Genomic DNA, 17,670 nt, shown 5'->3' with positions numbered 1-17,670 from the left:
TCTACCAAAGGCTGGTTTTGGTGGTTCGGCGAGAGACGTAATTGGCCGTCGTGACGAGGATCAGGCCGATAATGCCTTCGAACAGTCCCACGGCGGTCGCGTAACTGAAGCTGCCTCCGCTGATCCCGATCCGGTAAACGTAAGTGGAGATGACGTCCGCGGTCTCGTAGGTGAGCGGATTGTACAGCAGGAGGATTTTCTCGAAATTGGAGCCCAGAATGCTGCCGATATCGAGAATAAGCAGCGTCATGATCGTCGGCAGGATGCCCGGAATCGTCACGTGCCAAGCCAACTTGAGCCGGTTCGCGCCGTCGATGCGGGCCGCTTCGTACAGCTCCGTATTGATGGTGGTCATCGCGGCCAGATACAAGATGGTGCCCCAGCCGAGCGCCTGCCAGATGCCGGAGGATATGTAGATCGTCGGGAACCATTCCGGCAGCGAGATAAAGGCCAGTTTGGGCAAGCCCAATTGTTGAAGCAGGCCGTTGATCGGTCCGTTGAGCGACAGCAGTTCTTTGACCATGCCCGCCACGATGACCGTCGAGATGAAGTGCGGCAGGTAGGAGACCGTCTGCACGAACTTTTTGATCCCGATATTCTTCAGCTCGTTGATCAGCAGCGCGAAGATCAGCGTCAACGGGAAACGGACAAGCAGGTAGAAGACGCTGAGCAGCAGATTGTTGCGGAACGCCCGCCAGAAGGTCGGGTCTTTGAGGAACATCTCGAAATATTTGAGGCCTACCCATTCGGTGCCGAGAAAATTCGGACCGCCCCGGTATTTGCGAAAAGCGATGATGTTGCCGAGCATCGGCGCATACTTGAAGATGAGGAAGTAGAGCACGGGCAGAATCAGGAACGAATAGAGCACCCATTCTTTGCGGACGTGGCGCATCAACGACTCCTGCTCGGTTTGCCGAACGCGGACTTGCTTGCGGGTCAAGATCCCCATATGGATAGATCGCCTCCTATTGAGAAAAAGTGGAAATCGTAGACAAAAAACGATTAACTATACTTTTCGCAGCGGATTACCCAGTTATGAAAGCGAAGTCAAGCGATACGCAGTATCGCTTGACTGAAATCGGAATCAGGAACGAGGTCGGGCTGCCGCGATCGGAGCGGCGGAGGCTCTGAGAACGAAAGACTTCGGCGTTTGCCCGGTCAACGCGACGCTTCGCGCGTCCGGTTGGCTGAAGCCGAGGGATACGGTGTAGTCGCCTTCGGCGATCGAGGCGGTTCCGTCTTCGGCATAGAGCGCGAACGCTCCGAGCGGAAGCGTCAATTCGACTTCGGCGGAAGCGCCGGGTTCCAGATGCACTTTGCGGAACGCTTTGAGCTGGGCGTTCGGCGCGCCTTCTTGTTCGGACCGGACGTAAGCCTGCACCACTTCGGCCGCGGCGATCCTGCCGTTGTTGACCAGACGGACCGAAGCTCGGATGCTTTCTTCGCCGACGATGGCGGCGCTCAATTCGGCGGATTCGATCTCGATGCCGCCGTAAGTCAAGCCGTAGCCGAACGGATACAGCGCTTCTTGGCGCATATAACGGTAAGTGCGGCCTTCCATCGAATAGTCCGTGAACGCCGGCAGTTCTTCGCTCGTGCGATAGAAAGTGACCGGAAGCTTGGCCGACGGCGAGAACTCGCCGAACAGCAGCTCGGCGATCGCCCGGCCGCCCTGCGCGCCCGGATACCAAGCCTGCACGATCGCCGGAATATGCTCGTCGGCGTAGTTGACGGCGAGCGCGCTGCCCGCGAGCAGCACCAGCACGACCGGCTTGCCGCTCTCGCGAGCGATGCGCAGCAGTTCTTCCTGCTGTCCCGGCAGTTCGAGGTTCGGCTTGTCGCCGCTGCCGAACGCGTTTCCTTGATCGCCTTCTTCGCCTTCCAGACCGGAGTCCAGACCGAGGCAGACGACGATCAGGTCGCTTTCGGCGCAGACGCCTTTGGCTTCGGCGAGCCGATCGCCCGCTTCGCCGAGTCCGCCGACTTTTTCTCGGAACAGATGGCAGCCTTCGGAATACAGCACGCGCACGTCGTCGCCCAAGTAATCCTGCAGGCCTTCCAGCGGCGTGACGTAGCGGGATGCCGTTCCTTCGTAGTTGCCGACCAGCGCGCGGCGGTTGTTGGCGTTCGGTCCGATCACGCCGACGGTCTTCAGCTTGCTCTTGTCGAGCGGCAGCAGGCCTTCGTTCTTGAGCAGCACCAGCGAATCGCGCGAAGCTCTGAGGTTAAGCTGCTTCATGGCCGGAGAATCGGTCTCCGCATAGCCGATCGAAGAGAACGGCACGTCGGCCGGCTCGTCGAATAAGCCGAGCTTCATGCGGGTGGTGAACAGGCGGGTAACCGCCGTATCGATCTGTTCTTCGGCGACCAGTCCTTGCGCGACCGCGTCTTGAAGGAACAAGAAGAGACTGCCGCAGTTGAGGTCGCAGCCGTTATTGACGGCCAGCGCCACGGATTCGACTTCGTTCGCCGTGACTTTGTGATGCAGGTGGAAATCGCGAATCGCCCAACAGTCGGAGACGACATGGCCGTCGAAGGCCCATTCGCCGCGAAGAATCTGCTTCAGCAGCAGTTCGCTGCCGCAGCAGGGTTCGTCGTTGGTTCGGTTGTAAGCGCCCATGACCGCTTCGACTTTCGCTTCTTCCACGCAGGCTTGGAAAGCCGGCAGATAAGTCTCGCGCAGGTCTTTGTCCGAGACGACGGCGTTGAAGCTGTGCCTGATATCTTCGGGACCGGAGTGGACGGCGAAATGTTTGGCGCAGGCCGCCGTTTTGAGATAGTTCTCGTCGTCGCCCTGCAGGCCGCGGATAAAGCGAACGGCCAAGCGGGACGTCAGATGCGGATCTTCGCCGTACGTCTCGTGCCCGCGGCCCCAACGGGGATCGCGGAAAATGTTGACATTCGGCGCCCAGAGCGTCAGCCCTTTGTAGATGTCCGTGTCGCCGAAGCGCTGCTGCATATTGAACTTCGAACGGGTCTCCGTCGAGATGGCGTCCGCCACTTCTTCCAGCAGTTCTTCGTCGAACGTCGCCGCGAGGCCGATCGCCTGCGGGAACACGGTCGCCGTGCCGGCCCGCGCCACGCCGTGCAGTCCTTCGTTCCACCAATTGTAGGATTTGACGTTCAGCCGCTCGATGGCCGGGGCGGAATGCACCATCTGATGAATCTTCTCTTTGAGCGTCATCTGCGCGACCAGCTGCTTGGCCCTTTCTTTGTAACTCGCGATTTTCTCCGTATTCTCCGTGATATTGCCCATCCGATCGTCCTCCTCGACGTGCAAAATGGTTGCGGAATCAAGCGTAGATCTGTCGTCCTTGTTCGTCGGGAATACCCGATTTGCGGTAAAAGTAAGTGTTTACGACGTCCCGCCACTGACGGGCGTTCTCGGCTTGCATCTCCAATCTGCGAAGCACATGGGAGAAACGTTCCGGATCGACGCCGCTTTCAAGCTCTTGCCAGCGTTCGAGCCAAGCTTCGACCTTCGACGCGCCTTCGAAGCGGCTGTCGTAGATATATTGGATGACCGTCTTGCCGGACTTCAATCGATGCGTATACGGCACGTGGTGGAAGAACAGCAGCAGTTCGTCCGGACACGAGTCGAGCGAGCCGTAGAGCGCTTGGTTCTCCGGCGCGTATTGGCCGACATAGCCGGTACCCGTGCCGATCGTGCGATCGACGCCGACGCCGTCGCGATCCGCGAAATGGTATGTACCCCACTTGGAGTATTCGTATCCGTCGACGTCGACGGCATAATGATAATGCGGCTGGACCATCCAACCCACGCTGAGCGGCGCGGTGTAGCTTTCGTACGTCGGCCACGAAGCCATCAGCAGTTCTTCGACGAACGCGGCCGCCTTCGTGCCGGCGCCGAAGGTCAGCGCGCTCCATTCTTCGGCGATGCTCTCCGCGCTCAGTTCCGGATTCCATGCCAGACGGCCGAAGCCGAACAGATTGGCCTGCGCCAGATGATGGCCGGTCCAGTTGTCGTCGTCTCCGATATTCGAGACGGCGGCGAGGCCGCTGTGCGCGAACGGATGCACTTCGCCCGCGGCGATCCGTTTCACGGTAGTGCCGGGTCCGTTCAGGCAAGTATCGAAGTCCAGATACGTTTTCCATTGGGGAACGAGGAAGCAGACGTCCCGCTGCTGCCCGGTGTATTCTTGGGCGATCTGGAATTCCATCATCTGATTGGTGTTCGGCATCGCGCCGAGCAGCGGCGAGACCGGTTCGCGGACTTGGAAATCCATCGGACCGTTCTTGATCTGAAGCACCACGTTTTCCCGGAAACGGCCGTCCAGCGGTTTGAAGTGGTCGTAAGCGGCGCGCGCCCGGTCGGTGGAACGGTCGCGCCAGTCTTGATGGCAGTCGTAGACGAAGCAGCGCCACAGCACCAGGCCGCCGAACGGCGCGAGCGCGTCGGCGAGCATGTTGGCGCCGTCGGCATGATCGCGTCCGTAGGTGAACGGACCGGGGCGGTTTTCGGAGTCGGCTTTGACCACGAAACCGCCGAAGTCCGGCACGGCCGCGTAGATTTCTTCCGCTTTGCGCGACCACCAGCGCCGCACGTCTTCGTCCAGCGGATCGGCGGTCTCGAGCTCGCCGAGTTCGATCGGCGCGGCGTAGTTCGCGCTCAAGAACAGCTTGATGCCGTAATCGGCGAAGATCTTCGTCAGGCGCGATACGTCGGGCAGCAGCGAAGCGGTGATCAGCTTGGTTTCTTCGCGGTGCACGTTGACGTTGTTGATGCAGATCGCGTTGATGCCGACCGAACCGAGCAGTCTGGCGTAATCGGCGATGCGCGGCGATTCGAGCAGAATCCGGTTATTCCGGTAGAAGATCGAATCGCCGGAATACCCGCGTTCCACGCTGCCGTCCATATTATCCCACTGGTCGATCATGCGCAGCCGGTTGCGCGGCGATTCGACGATCTCCAGCTCGCTCGGCCCGCCCGTCGCGGTACCCAGCAGCCGGAGGAAAGCGAAAACGGCTTGCAGCAGACCGCACTCCGAGCCGCCGCGCAGCACGGCGTACCAGCCTTCGCCGGACGAGTCGTCCGAACCGTCACGGCCGACGCGTACCGCGTACGCTTCTTCGGCCGAAGGAAGCGCGGCCTGCTCGTTCAGCGCGCGCCGCGCCGCCGCAAGCGAGCCGAGCAGTACGACCGGCGGGCCGGCCTGCAGGCTCGTCTCCGGCGTCAGTCCGGTCAGCGTTCCGATGCCGCCGACCAATTCGCGAAGCGCGGACGCTCCGGGACCGCCGGTTTCGTCCGGGCGAAGTTCCATGCCGGCGGCGATCCGGCCGAGCAGGGGGCTCCAAGCTTCGATGCGGCTCTTGTCCGTCCACCGTTCGGCGGGCAGCCAAGCCCGATAACCTCTCGAGTTCTTATTCATCAGGGTCGTTCGCTCCTTTCGGCGTAAATCCCAATTCGCGCTCCAGCGTCCGGCGCACAGCGCCGGAGCCGCCCAGCATCTCGCGGAACATCCGCTCGATCTTGGGGCCCAGCCCGGCGGCGTACAAGTCGACGCCGAACAGCTTATCGTCCGCCAGAATCCGGCGGACGTCCGGGTAAGCACGGCCGTCCGGGCCGGGAACGGTATGCCCGAGCCGCTCTTGCAGTTCCCCGAGCATCGGGTCCGGGCTCGGCTCGAAAGAGCGGCCTTCGTCGTCGGTGCCGAGCAGGTAACGGCACCAAGCGGCAATGGCCAGCGGAACGGCGGTCAGCGACGCCGCGTCCAGATCTTCGCGCTCGGTATAAGCGCGGATCGTCCCGCCGAAGCGGATACCGACTTTCTTGGAGGTATCCGACGCGATGCGCTGCGGCGTATCCGGGATAAACGGATTCGGCAGCCGTTCGTTCAGCACCTCGTCCAAGAATTTCGCCGGCGACAAGATGCCGGGATCGACCACGACCGGCAGCCCTTCGTCTTCGCCGATCCGCCGGGCCAGTTCGCGCAGCAGCGGATCGCGCATCTCGTCGGCGATCAAGGCGTACCCGAGCAGGCAGCCCGTCACGGCCAGCGCCGTATGGAGCGGATTGAGACAGGCGGTGACTTTCATGGTGTCCGTGCGGTTGACCGTTTCCCGATCGGCGAACAGGATGCCGGCCGCTTCGAGCGGCGGGCGTCCCGCCGGGAAACGGTCTTCGATGACCAGATATTCGGCCGCTTCCGCGTTCACGAACGGAGCCGAATACGTATGGCGGGAAGACGTTTTCTCTTCCAAACCGACCAGTCCGTCCCGGCTTAGTTCTTCCCGGATCAGCGCCGAAGGCCGAGGCGTGATCTTGTCGATCATCGTCAACGGAAACGACACTTTGCGGCGTTCTTCGAGATACCGCACGAAGCCTTCTTGCGCATGGCCCCGCGCCGCCCATTCCCGGGCGACGGTCAAGATGCTTTCGCGCAGCACGTCCCCGTTATGCGGGCAGTTGTCCAGACTGACGAAAGCCAGCGGATAAGCGCCTTTGAGATAACGGCGGTACACCAGCGCGGCGGCGACGGCCATGACCTGCTCGGCGCGGTTCGGTCCGGCTTCGAAGTCGCGCATCGCTTCTTCGGTGAATCCGCCGCCCGCTTCCGTCAGAGCGTAGCCTTTCTCCGTTACCGTAAACGACACGATCTGAAGGCTCGGATTCTCGAACGCGCGCACGAGCCGGACGTAGTCGTCGGTGCGGAAAGGATCGGCGCAGAGCGCTTCGGCGACGCTGCCGAGCACTTCTTTGCGCAGCTTGCCGTCCGCGCCCATCTCCACGAGCAGCGTCAGATTGTCGTGCGGCCGATAGACCAGATCGATCGTCTCCGAATCGGGAGTGCCGGCCGCGATGATGCCCGTGTCGGTCAGCCCTTCGTTCAGCAGCTTCTGCTGCGCTTTGGCGATCAGGCTGCGGAAGATGTTGCCCGCGCCGAAATGGACCCAGCGCGGATGGTCCAGCGTATGCTCGGCCGCCGCGCGCCGGTCGAAGCGCGGCAGTTCGATGCCGGCCGCTTCCCAAGCTTCGACGTTCAGCAGTCCGCGTTCATTCAGTTCCAGCAACGATCCCGCCTCCTTGCGATCCCGCGATCCGGGCGTTCTCCAATCCGTCCCAGACTCCTTGCAGATACATGGCGCCCAGCGCCCGGTCGTACAGCCCGTATCCCGGGCGGCAGTAAGCTTCTTCGCCCCACAGATGGCGTCCGTGATCCGGACGGACGTACCCGTCGAATCCGTTCTCGTGCAGCGCGCGCACCAGCTCCGTCAGATCGACGCTTCCGTCGCCGGTTTTATGCGAGACTTCCACGAAGTCGCCGTTGTCGAACACGCGGATATTGCGCAGATGAGCGAAAGGAATACGGTCGGCGAACTCGCGCACGATGGCGGGGAGGTCGTTGGCCGGATTCGTGCCGAGCGATCCCGAGCAGAACGTCAGGCCGTTGGACGGGCTGTCGACCGCTTGCAGAATCCGGCGGATCGTCTCTTGGCTGCGAACGATGCGAGGCAGGCCGAAGATCGGCCAAGCCGGATCGTCCGGATGGATCGCCATTTTGATGCCGCATTCTTCGCAGACCGGAACGATCTTCGTCAGGAAATAAACGAGATTCTCGAATAATCGTTCTTCCGTGACGTCGGCGTAAGCCGCGAACAGTTCGTCCAGCCGCGCGAGGCGGTCCGGTTCCCAGCCCGGAATGGTGAATTTCCCGCCTCCGCGAATGATCATCTGCGCCATTTCGTACGGATCGGCGGCAATGGAAGCCTTTTCATAAAACAAGGCGTTCGAGCCGTCCGGCAGCGGATAATACAGATTGGTGCGCGTCCAGTCGAAAACGGGCATAAAGTTGTAGCAGATCACTTTCACGCCGACCGCGGCCAGCTTGCGAACCGTATCCGCGTAGATCTCGATATAACGGTCGCGAGACGGCAGTCCGATCTTGATATCGTCATGCACGTTGACGCTTTCGACCACGTCGACGGAGAATCCTTTGGACAAGATCAGCTCGGCTTCTCGGCGAATCTCTTCTGCTTCCCACGTTTCGCCTGCCGTTTTGTGATGCAAAGACCAGACGATTCCGTGAATGCCCGGAATTTGGCGAATCTGATCAAGGGTGATATTGTCGTTGCCTTCGCCGTACCAACGCCAGGTCATCTTCATAACGCAGCCTCCTTATTCAGCGAAAATCTTTGTTTTCGGCTGTTTGCATAGCAAGATCGATTTTCTTGTATACAAGAACAGCCTTATCATATTGCGATCGGCTCTTCCTGTCAATTGGATATTTTAAAGGTTTTATTCGGTCAAGACACTCGGTTATCGAGTTTCCGAAATATTTATTTTTCTTTTATTCCGCAGGTTGTATACTAGACTCAATTACTCGACGAAAGAGGGCGACCGCATGACCAGCAAGGCGGCTATTTTGGGCCAGTTGCGAAGCGAGATTCTGAATCTGGAACTGAAGCCGGGCAGCATCCTCAGCGAGACCGCCCTATCGGAACGTTTCCGAATCTCGCGCACGCCGCTGAGAGACGTGTTGAAACAGTTGGCGCACGAAGGATATATCGACGTCTACCCCAAACGGGGCAATCTGGTTTCCTATATCGATCTGGAATCGGTCGAACAGATGATTTATTTGCGCAGCACGCTGGAGAAAGACATTTTAGGCAATCTGGCTTCGGGTTCCGCCGCTCTTCCGCTCCGGGGAACGCTGGAATTGAAAGAGATTCTGGAGAAACAGGAAGAGGCGATCCGGGAGGAACAAGCGCACGAGACTTTTCTGCATTGGGACGACGCTTTTCACAAAAAGCTGTTCGCGCTGGCCGGACGAGGCTACTTATGGGACCTGATCCAGCAATCGAACGTGCATTACGCGCGTTACCGGAGACTGCACATGCTCAAGAAAGAGAAGCTCGAAGCGATTCTGGCGGAACATCGCCTGCTGCTCGACTGCGTGCTTCGCCGAGACGCTTCGCGAATCGCGGAGCTTGTCGAACATCATCTGCACGAAGATATCAACGCGGCTTATCTGCAAGAGAATTTCGCCGATTACCTGAATATGTCGAAACCGGATTCGTTGAAGCCCGCTTCGGGAGCCGAGGAGAACATCGAGAGTTGAGCGGGCGCGCCGATCATATAATTAAGGAAACGCAAGAACGCCGAGTCGGGATATCCCGGCTCGGCTTTTTCGGGGCTTTTTTTGCTTGGAGACTATTTAAAAAGAATAAGCGGTTGTCGATAAATAGTTATTAGCTGTGTAGAGGGGAGTGACTGAAGATCATGTGGTTACGTAATCGGAAGTTGTCTTTTAAACTGGGAATCGCGATGGGTCTGGTTCTTCTCTTGTCTTTCGGAAGTCTGATCGGCGTAAATCTCAAACAAATCTATGATAGCAGCTTAAGTCAAGGGGAATCGAAGGCGAAGGAAGCTTCGTCCGTCGTGTCCAACGACTTTCAGAATCAGATGAACGAGACGATCGCCACCTTATCGACGCTCAGAAGCACGATCGTCGACGCGAGCGTCTCCAAGTCGCTCACGCGGGAAGACGTTGTCCGAATCCTGAATCAAGAGTTGGTCAATCACGAGAAAGTATTGGCTTTTTACACGCTGTGGGAGCCGAACCGATTCGACCAGCAGGATGCCGCGCACGTCAACAAACTGAAGTACGACGACGGGACCGGACGTTTTATTCCTTACGTGGTTCGTACCGGGGATACGATCGACGTTCAGCCTTTGGTGGATTACGAAAAAGAAGGACCGGGCGACTATTACCAGATTCCCAAAAAGACGAAAGCCAACACGTTGATCGAGCCGTACGATTATCCGATCAGCGGCAAAAACGTCTTGATCACGTCGGTGGTCCTGCCGATCTTGGACGGGCAAGGCAATTTCCTCGGCATCGTGGGCGCCGATATGGCGCTGAGCGACTTGCAGCAGCAGATCGGGCAGGTAAAGCCGCTCGGCGGCTACGCTTCGATGGTATCGGCCGCGGGCACGTATGTCGCGAACGGCGCGGAACCGGACAAAGTAGGCCAACCTTATCAAGACACGCCCGAAGCCAAAGCGATGTGGGAAAAGGTGCAGCAGGGGCAATATGCCGAGTACGCGAAAGGCAGCGGCGGAGAAGCGCTCCACTTGTTCACGCCGGTTCGTATCGCGGGTTCCGACAAAACTTGGTACATGGAATCGGTCATTCCGAAGCAGACGATCCTGCAAGGCTTTTACGCGGGATTGACGACTTCGCTGACCATCGCGGCCGTCTGCTTGATCGTGATGGGCGTCGTGTTGTTCCTGATTATTCGCCTGGCCGTCCTGAATCCGATCAAATCCGTAAACCGGCTGTCTTCGAAGCTGGCTCAAGGCGAATTCACGGAGAAACTGGTCGTGAAAAGCCGGGACGAATTCGGGCTGATGTCCGAACAGTTCAATACGATGGTGGATGAGCTCAGCACGATGATCCATACGGTGACGGAGCACGCCATGTCGGTCGGCGCGACTTCCGAACAGCTGACCGCGAGCGCGGAACAGACCAGCCGGGCGGCCGAGACGATCGCCGTTTCGATTCAAGAGATGGCCGGCGGCGCCGAGACGCAGGTGAACGACGCGCAGGAAACGGCCCGATCCATGACGGAAATGGCGATCGGCGTGCAGAAAATCGCGGAATCCACTTCGATCGTGGCGGAGTCGACCGAAGACGTCAGAGCCAAAACGACGGCGGGCAACGAGAATATCCAGCTGGCCGTGCGCCAAATGGAACGGCTGCGCGAGAAAGTCGGCGATACGTCGGCGGTCATTCGCCGCCTCGGAGAGCGTTCCGACGCGATCGGCAATATCATCGGCGTGATCGCCGGAATCAGCAAGCAGACGAACTTGCTTGCGCTGAACGCGTCGATCGAAGCTTCGCGGGCCGGCGAGCACGGCAAAGGATTCGCCGTCGTGGCGGCCGAAGTCGGCAAGCTGGCCGAGCAGTCCAACGCGGCTTCGCGGCAGATCGCCGATCTGATCGGCGAGATCAACCAAGATACGAAGCTGGCCGTGCAGAGCATCGATCAAGGGACGGCCGAAGTGACGCGAGGCGTCGAAGTCGTCTCCGAGAGCGGAACCCTCTTCGCTTCGATCACGCAGGACATGTCGAACGTGTATCAACAAATTCAAGAAGTGTCGGCGGCCTCCGAGCAGATGTCGGCGAGCACCGAACAGGTCTTGGCGACCGTGGAGCAGTTGGCCGGCATCGCGAGAAGTTCGAGCCACAACGCGCAGGACGTCGCCGCGGCGTCCGAAGAACAGTTGGCGACGATGGAAGAAATCAGCGCCGCGTCCGAATCGTTGGGCCATCTCGTGCAGGAATTGTTGGATCTGCTGGCTCGATTCAAAGTATAGACGGCAGCGCGCAAGCGAAAAAAGGCTGCTCCCGGGTCCGGTATCGGACTTGCGGAGCAGCCTTTTTCGATTCGTTCGGGCGAAACGACAACCGGCGGATCGCGTTAACGCGTCGATCCTTCGACCGGTCCGACGTATTCGGCGAACGCGTCTTTGAGAATATCGAAGCTCTTCTTTTTGCGTTCGTGATAAGGAGGCAGATCCCAAGCGTCCCACGTATAGCTGCGCGCGGTCGGCGATACGGCGCCGGAAGCGGAGGAACCGCTCCGCGACAGCGCCGCGGATACCGAGACGCCTTCGGTATCGATCGGCGTCAGCACGTCGGCTTGGTACGGATATTTCCAGACCTGCAGACGGCTCGGGTCGGTAAAGCCCAGCAGCATCCACGGGATGCGGACTTCGAGCGTATCGCCTTGCAGATACCAGTCCGACAGATTGTTGAACTGATCGCTGTCTGGGTCGTTGATTCCCCAATGCAGCTTGCCGACGTCGTAAGCTTCGAACGGAGCGGTAACCTTGCTCTGCGGCAGATACAATTCGCGGTTCAACGCCAGTTTCCACGGCAGGAAGATGCCCGCCTGATCGTCGGCGTATTCCGCTTTGTACGGCACGGACTTGAGCTTATAGCCGTACTGCCACGTGAACGGATCGTAAGCGCTGTTCACGTACAGCCGTCCGCCTTTGCCGCCTTCGAATCGGGCGAGGAATTCCTGTCCGCCGTCGAAGCGGACGCCCGGCGCGAGATCGGCTTTCGGGCTGCCGCCCGGCGTCGTATCGAAGCCCAGCGTCAGCACGTCCTGATCGAAATTCCAAGCGCCGTCTTTCTTTTTGAGCAGCAGGTACAGATCCGACGAGTCGCTGGTGATCGCCATGCTGAGGCCGTTTCCGACGTCTTCGGGCGTCAAGCCGCGTTTCTCCCAATCGTCGGTCCTGCCGTCGATGGTCATCAGCTTGTCGGCGCTCTCTTCCGGCTCGATCGCCAGCACGCCGAAATGTTCTTCGTTCGTCAGGCGGTTGCGCCACATGGCGCGCCGATCGCCGGGCAGTTCGAGTTCGATCGTGTTCCACGTGAATTTAAACCATTCGTCCTGCCATTCGAACAGCAGCGCGCCGTCGTAATCTTCGTTGTAGATCTGATGCAGCATGCCCGCGTCCAGTTCGCCCTGCTGCTTCTCGTTGTGCATGCCTTGACTGCGGCCCAGCAGTCCGAAGTGGGCAAGGCCGCGCGAACTCGGCATGCCGAATTCGGCGATGACCAGCGGGATGCCTTTATGATGCGCGCGAAGTTCGTGCAGGTAACCGGCGTAAGGGTCTTTGACGCCTTCCGAATTGACGTAATCCAGATATTTCTGGTCCCGGCGAAGCGAGTCCGGATAATACGGATAGACGTGATACGACGCGAAGTAGCCGGCGGTCCAAGCTTCGGTCGGCCCCAGATGCATCGGATCGACCGGCACGAGATCTTCCTGCTCCAGCGGTTCGTTCGGATGGTCGAGCGGATCGGTCGTCACCCAGTTGGTAAAAGAAACCGGATGCTGCCAACCGTAGGTCATCTCTTCTTTGGCCAGCACGTCGAGCATCTCCGCCAGCCAGCTCTCGAACGGAGAAGCGCCGGTCTTGGCGCGGAAATATTCGCCTTTGTACGGAGCCAGTCCGGCATGGGCTTCGTTCGTGGTCTGCACGGTGTACGGATACCATTCCGTGCCCACGACCCAACCGAGCAGGTAAGGCGAGACGTCGGTCGTGTATTTGCCCGAGGCGTGTCCCGGATTCTCCGGCAGATCGGCTTTGCCGTGCACGACCGCGGCCGCGTCGCGGATCTCTTGTTCGAAGCTCTGCTTGATCGACGGATCGAAAGCGTCCCGGCCTTCGCCGTCTTCGCCGATCAGCTCTTCTTCCGGCGACCAGATCCCTTGAAGCAGCATGAGCGGTTCTTTCTGCGAAGCGTTGTATTCCGCCAGCGCTTCGTAAAAGTCGGGCGGAAGGATCGTATAGATCCGCAGCGCTTTGACGTTCATGTCGCGCATCATCGGGAACCAGCGGTCGTAGTCTTCGCGGGTCGGCGAGACCTGACCGGGATAATGGCCGGGCGTCGTGGCGCCGAAGTTGATGCCGGGCCAGAACGACGTCTTCCATTCTTTGCCGTCATAGAGAGCCAGCTGTCCGTCCACGACGGAAGCCGTCTTCTTGATGCCGTTCTCTTCGAAGATCGGAAGCGAAACGGCGGCGGCGACGCCCGACGAGACTTCGGTTCCGCCGCTGCCTTTGGCCGTGTCCGTTCCGGTATCGGGAGCGAGCAGCTTCCATGCCCCTACGCCGATCAACGCCAATACGATCAAAGAAAGGAAACTTAAAAACACGTAAGGAATTTGTTTCGGTCTGCGATATTTTTTGGGAGAAGTCATGGGCCACCTCGGTTTGCGCAATTTTCATTATTTGTGTTTGTTTCCATTCTACAGGATAAACTTCGCCAAAAGAACCCCGTTTCCCGGCGAATCGGCGGCGGAGAAACAGGAAACGACGCTCGAAAAAGGCCTTTTTCTCAAGAAGGAAAAAGGCCTTTTCGAATCGCTTGCCGGTGAGCTTAACTCGGGTGCTTAAAAAGAAGCGGGAAAAACGGAAGTTGCGTCCGCGTTAACCAAGCCGCGAGCGCGAAATTTTATTCTTCGACGCGTTTCAGCGGCTCTTTCGCCGGTCCTTCGAGCACTTCTCCGGTGTACGAGAAGCGCGAGCCGTGGCAAGGGCAGTCCCAAGAGCGTTCCGCTTCGTTCCACGCCGTTTCGCAGCCCATATGGGTGCAGGTCGTATCCACGAGGAACAATTCGCCTTTCGGATCGCGGTACGCGCCGACTTTCTTGCCGTGGTGGCGAACCATCGCGCCTTCGTCCGGTTCCAGATTGTCGATCTTCTCGTGGGCGCCGGCGAATTTGCCCGCGATCATCTCTTTGGCCATCTTGAAGCCGGTCGCGATATTCTGGTTCATACTCTTGTCGTTGAACCGTCCGGGATTGAACAGATCCATATAAGGATTCGAGCGGCGCAGAATGTTGTCTCGCAGCAGCATGCCGGCGAATGTGCCGTTCGTCATGCCCCATTTGTTGAAGCCGGTGGCGACGAACGTGAACGGATAGTCCGCGGAGAACGGGCCGATATACGGGATCTTGTCCAGCGTGGTGATGTCCTGCGCCGACCAGCGGAACGGGATCTCGCGCACGCCGAACGTCATGCCCGCGAATTTTTCGAGTTCGAGATAATGCTCGAACGTATTGTCGCTTTTGCCGGTCGGATGGTTCTCGCCGCCGATGATCAGCACTTCTTCGCCTTCGAACGAGGCGGAGCGGATCGAGCGTTTGGCGTCGTCGATGCTGAGGTACATGCCGCCTTCGAAGCTCGTTTCCGGCTTGACGGCCAGCGCGTAAGAGCGTTCGGTCGTCAGGCGCGAGAAGTAGCCCGCGGCTTTGTTCCAGAACGGATAGTGCGAAGCCACAACCAGTTCGTTGCAGAAGATCGTGTTCGCGTTGTCGCTCGTGTACAGTTCGATCGGCTTGCCGTATTTCGTGTCTTCGATCGTCGTGTTTTCGTAGATCAGGCCGCCGTTCTCGACGATCTTCTCCACGAGGAATTTCAGATATTTGAGCGGGTTGAACTGCGCTTGTCCCGGCATGGAGATCGCGCCTTTGGCGTCGACCGGAATCGTCAGCGAATCATGCCATTGTCCCGGGATTCCCAGCTCGCGATAAGCATCGAACTCTTTGCGAAGGTCGTCGAGCTTGTCTTCTTGGGTGGTATACAGATACGCCGTTTCTTCCTTGAAATCGCAGTCGATGCCGTGCGTTTCGACCATCTCGCGGATAAAGCGCAGCCCTTCGACGTTGGCTTCATAATAGCCTTTGGCGATCTCGGGACGGAAGTTGGTCAGGAATTCGCTGTAGATCAGCCCGTGCTGCGCCGAGATCTTCGCCGTCGTGTAGCCGGTCGTGCCGTCCAGAATCTGGCCCGCGTCGATCAGCGCGACTTTGTAGCCTTCGAGCGACAGCAGATAAGCCGTCGTGATGCCCGCGATTCCCGCGCCGACGACAGCCGCGTCGACCTTGAGGTCTTCGCGCAGCTCGGGGAAGGTCGGCAAAGTCGTGACTGTGCGCCACATGGATCTCGGATATCTCGGAAGTTCGGACGGAACGTTGAATTTTTCGCTCATGGGTGGGGACCTCCTCGGTCGGTCGGATTGGATGAACTCTACCTTTCTTATTTACCACTCCGGCGGATTCAGAAACGAAACGGCGAGCATTCGCGGCGGCGGCCGAGCGGCGGCGAAGCCGGAACCGAACGTCCGAAAAGGAGAAGCGGACCAAAAAAAGCTTGCCATCCTCCGCTTGAGGCGGGTAATATGGAGCCATACGACGACAAGGAGGTGAGACAGGATGAAAAGGAACGATTCGCTTGCAAGTTTGTTTGTGGTGCTGAACCAGCTGCCGATGGCGCTGTGCGGCATTGTTCATGTTCAATTGCACAACGGGATCAGTCTGTCCAAATTTGAGCCAACGACGAAAAATTTGGTCGACGCTACCCGTCTGTCCGCAATCGAAAACGAACAGCGAAATGCCGCTCCTGTCTCGCGTCTGCGGATCGGGCCTGCGCTTTTCGCGCGGCCGCTTTGCTATCCGCAGCCTTGACCTGTTATCGGACGTTTCCGTTCCGATAAGCAAAGGTCCGGCTTGCCGGGCCGCGCGTATCAAGCCGTACCCGATTCGAATACTTCGAGGCCGCAGGGGGCATTTCCCCTGCGGCCTTTTTGCGCGTGAACGAAGTCCGCGCCGTCTCTCCGCCCGTTTCGCGCGGGCCGGACGGCCGCCGGGGAAAAGCCTCTTGTTATCGGCCTCCACCCTCGATAACGAAAGGATGAACGACCATGTTAATGATCGGCTGCCATCAGGCGAAAAAGTATTACGGAGCGCAAGAGGTGCTCAGCGAAGTCTCGTTCGACGTCTACGAAGGAGAAAAAGTCGGCCTGCTCGGCGGTAACGGAGCCGGCAAATCGACGTTGTTCCGGCTGCTGTCCGGAGCCGAACCGCCGGACGAAGGCACGGTCTCTCTGCGCCGGGGCGCCAAGATCGGCGTCTTGGACCAGATTCCCGATTACGGTGACGACCGCGTCGAAGACGTGCTGCTCGGCGTGTTCGCCGAGGCGCTCGCGCTGCAAACGCGGCTGCGCGAATTGGAAAGCGAGATGAGCTTTGCCGAAGGAGCCGCGCTGGAACGGCTGCTCAAAGAATACGGCGAAGCCCAAGAAGGATTCGAACGATCCGGCGGCTACGAGATCCAATCGAAGCTGGACGCCGTGGCGTCCGGCCTCGGCATCTCGCCTCAGCAGCGGCAGCGCCCGTTCGCCGAGCTGTCCGGCGGCGAGAAAACCAAAGTCTCGCTGGCCGCGCTGCTGCTGGGCGAAGCGGATCTGCTGCTGCTCGACGAACCGACCAACCATCTGGACATGGAAGCGGCGGCTTGGCTGGAAAGCTTTATCCGCGATTCCGCCGCGACGATCATCGTCGTGTCCCACGACCGGTATTTCTTGACCCAGACCGTCGGGAAGGTCATCGAATTGGAAGACGGCGAAGCGACCGTGTACCCTTGCGGCTATACGGCTTACCGCGAAGAGAAAGAAGCGCGGCTGGTGCGTCAATTCGAAGAATACAAAGAACAGCAGAAAGTCATCAAGCAGATGAAAGAAGCGATCAAACGGTTGATCGAATGGGGCAAGCAGGGCGACAATCCGAAGTTTTTCCGCAAAGCCGCTTCCATGCAGAAAGCGCTGGACCGGATGGAGAAAGTCAAACGTCCGGTGATGGAACGTCCGGCGATCGGACTGTCGCTTCAGACCGAGGAGCGGACCGGCGAAGACGTGCTCGTGCTTGAAGGAGTACGCAAAGCCTACAACGGCCGGACGCTGCTGAGCGGGGCGGAGGCTCTGCTCCGCTACGGCGAGCGCGCCGCGCTGATCGGCGGCAACGGCGCGGGCAAAACGACGCTGATGCGAATGGTGTTGGGGCAAGAAGAGCCGGACGGCGGGGAACTGCGCCTCGGCTCGCGGGTGCGCGTCGGCTATCTGGCGCAGGAAGAAGCGCCCCCGGCGGACCGGACGAGCGTGCTCGAGTATTACAAAGAGCACGCGAGGATGGAAGAGGGCGAGGCCCGCGGCCGCTTGGCGAAGTTCCTGTTCTACGGCAAGGACGTGTTCAAGCCCGTGGCCGGCTTGTCCGGCGGCGAATGGAGCCGCCTGAGGCTCGCCGTGCTCATGCGGCAGAAGCCCAATCTGCTGCTGCTCGACGAGC

Annotated in this window: 12 protein-coding genes; 5 read left to right on the top strand and 7 right to left on the bottom strand. The window is 59.3% G+C overall.

Annotated features, from left to right (window positions below; genetic code table 11):
- Position 1 precedes the first annotated feature (1 nt).
- The 5 genes from CDO73_RS04200 to uxuA form a co-directional block, all read right to left on the bottom strand.
- Entirely contained in the window at positions 2–949 is a 948-nt protein-coding gene (locus tag CDO73_RS04200; RefSeq protein ID WP_088487258.1) for an ABC transporter permease, read from the bottom strand.
- 135 nt (positions 950–1,084) lie between these two features.
- The gene (locus tag CDO73_RS04195; RefSeq protein ID WP_088487257.1) at positions 1,085–3,256 is read right to left on the bottom strand and encodes a glycoside hydrolase family 3 C-terminal domain-containing protein; all 2,172 of its coding nucleotides are present in this window, start codon (positions 3,254–3,256) and stop codon (positions 1,085–1,087) included.
- Positions 3,257–3,293: 37 nt separating this feature from the next.
- Positions 3,294–5,390 (bottom strand): alpha-glucuronidase, encoded by a 2,097-nt coding sequence (locus tag CDO73_RS04190; RefSeq protein ID WP_373446965.1) that lies wholly within the window; start codon positions 5,388–5,390, stop codon positions 3,294–3,296.
- A complete protein-coding gene (locus CDO73_RS04185; RefSeq protein WP_088487256.1) occupies positions 5,383–7,032 on the bottom strand; it encodes a mannitol dehydrogenase family protein in 1,650 nt (549 codons plus the stop codon). Before CDO73_RS04185 ends, CDO73_RS04190 begins: the two co-directional genes overlap by 8 nt.
- The gene (uxuA, locus tag CDO73_RS04180; protein ID WP_088487663.1) at positions 7,016–8,125 is read right to left on the bottom strand and encodes a mannonate dehydratase; all 1,110 of its coding nucleotides are present in this window, start codon (positions 8,123–8,125) and stop codon (positions 7,016–7,018) included. The genes CDO73_RS04185 and uxuA overlap by 17 nt, the downstream gene beginning before the upstream one ends.
- Positions 8,126–8,363: 238 nt before the next feature.
- On the opposite strand from uxuA, the gene CDO73_RS04175 reads away from it, so the two are divergent.
- The gene (locus tag CDO73_RS04175; protein ID WP_088487255.1) at positions 8,364–9,080 is read left to right on the top strand and encodes a GntR family transcriptional regulator; all 717 of its coding nucleotides are present in this window, start codon (positions 8,364–8,366) and stop codon (positions 9,078–9,080) included.
- 161 nt (positions 9,081–9,241) lie between these two features.
- Entirely contained in the window at positions 9,242–11,341 is a 2,100-nt protein-coding gene (locus CDO73_RS04170; protein WP_088487254.1) for a methyl-accepting chemotaxis protein, read from the top strand.
- A 104-nt stretch (positions 11,342–11,445) separates the two neighbouring features.
- Here CDO73_RS04170 and CDO73_RS04165 read toward each other — a convergent pair whose 3' ends face one another.
- A complete protein-coding gene (locus tag CDO73_RS04165) occupies positions 11,446–13,746 on the bottom strand; it encodes a hypothetical protein (protein ID WP_088487253.1) in 2,301 nt (766 codons plus the stop codon).
- Here CDO73_RS04165 and CDO73_RS04160 point away from each other — a divergent pair.
- Positions 13,745–13,942: a hypothetical protein gene (locus CDO73_RS04160; protein ID WP_088487252.1), complete on the top strand. Its 198-nt coding sequence runs from the start codon at positions 13,745–13,747 to the stop codon at positions 13,940–13,942. The two genes, CDO73_RS04165 and CDO73_RS04160, sit on opposite strands and share 2 nt — an antisense overlap.
- Positions 13,943–14,000: 58 nt before the next feature.
- Here the strand turns inward: CDO73_RS04160 and CDO73_RS04155 are convergent, their stop codons facing one another.
- Positions 14,001–15,539 carry an FAD-dependent oxidoreductase gene (locus CDO73_RS04155; protein ID WP_088487251.1) on the bottom strand — a complete coding sequence of 513 codons (1,539 nt, stop codon included), beginning with the start codon at positions 15,537–15,539 and terminating at the stop codon, positions 14,001–14,003.
- A gap of 223 nt (positions 15,540–15,762) precedes the next feature.
- On the opposite strand from CDO73_RS04155, the gene CDO73_RS04145 reads away from it, so the two are divergent.
- Positions 15,763–16,014 carry a hypothetical protein gene (locus tag CDO73_RS04145; protein WP_088487249.1) on the top strand — a complete coding sequence of 84 codons (252 nt, stop codon included), beginning with the start codon at positions 15,763–15,765 and terminating at the stop codon, positions 16,012–16,014.
- A 236-nt stretch (positions 16,015–16,250) separates the two neighbouring features.
- Positions 16,251–17,670, top strand: a 1,420-nt coding sequence (locus tag CDO73_RS04140) for an ABC-F family ATP-binding cassette domain-containing protein (RefSeq protein ID WP_088487248.1), incomplete at its 3' end; no start/stop codon positions are given.

Source organism: Saccharibacillus sp. O23 (assembly GCF_002205895.1).
Lineage (GTDB): Bacteria > Bacillota > Bacilli > Paenibacillales > Paenibacillaceae > Saccharibacillus.
Note: the sequence above shows the minus strand (reverse complement) of the source record. Positions and strands in the feature narration are given on the sequence as shown.